Raw genomic sequence first — 252 nt, forward strand, 5'->3', positions numbered from 1 at the left:
GTGTAGGTCAGGACCTGGAGCACGAAAGTCTCGGTGTCCCAGAAGGTATGGCCGTCATAGCCGGGGCCCGTGAGTCCCTTGGCAGGAATCGCCCGACCCTCGGCGCGAGCGCCCGCCTGGAGCGTGTGAAACAGGCTGAAGCGGACCGCCTGCTGGAGCTCGGCGTCACCCTCGAGCTCGACGTCCGCCTGCTCCCAGTAGTCGTCCAGAAATGCCCGCTGGTCCTTGACCAGGCCGTCCCAGCGGGTGTGC

At 67.1% G+C, this 252-nt stretch carries 1 pseudogene; it reads right to left on the minus strand.

Features of this window, described 5'->3' with window-relative positions:
• A pseudogene (locus KMS84_RS40445) lies at window positions 1-252 on the minus strand (family 65 glycosyl hydrolase); the annotation flags it as partial.

The sequence above is a fragment of the Streptomyces hilarionis genome (assembly GCF_024539675.1).
In the GTDB taxonomy this organism is placed as follows: Bacteria; Actinomycetota; Actinomycetes; order Streptomycetales; family Streptomycetaceae; genus Streptomyces; species Streptomyces hilarionis.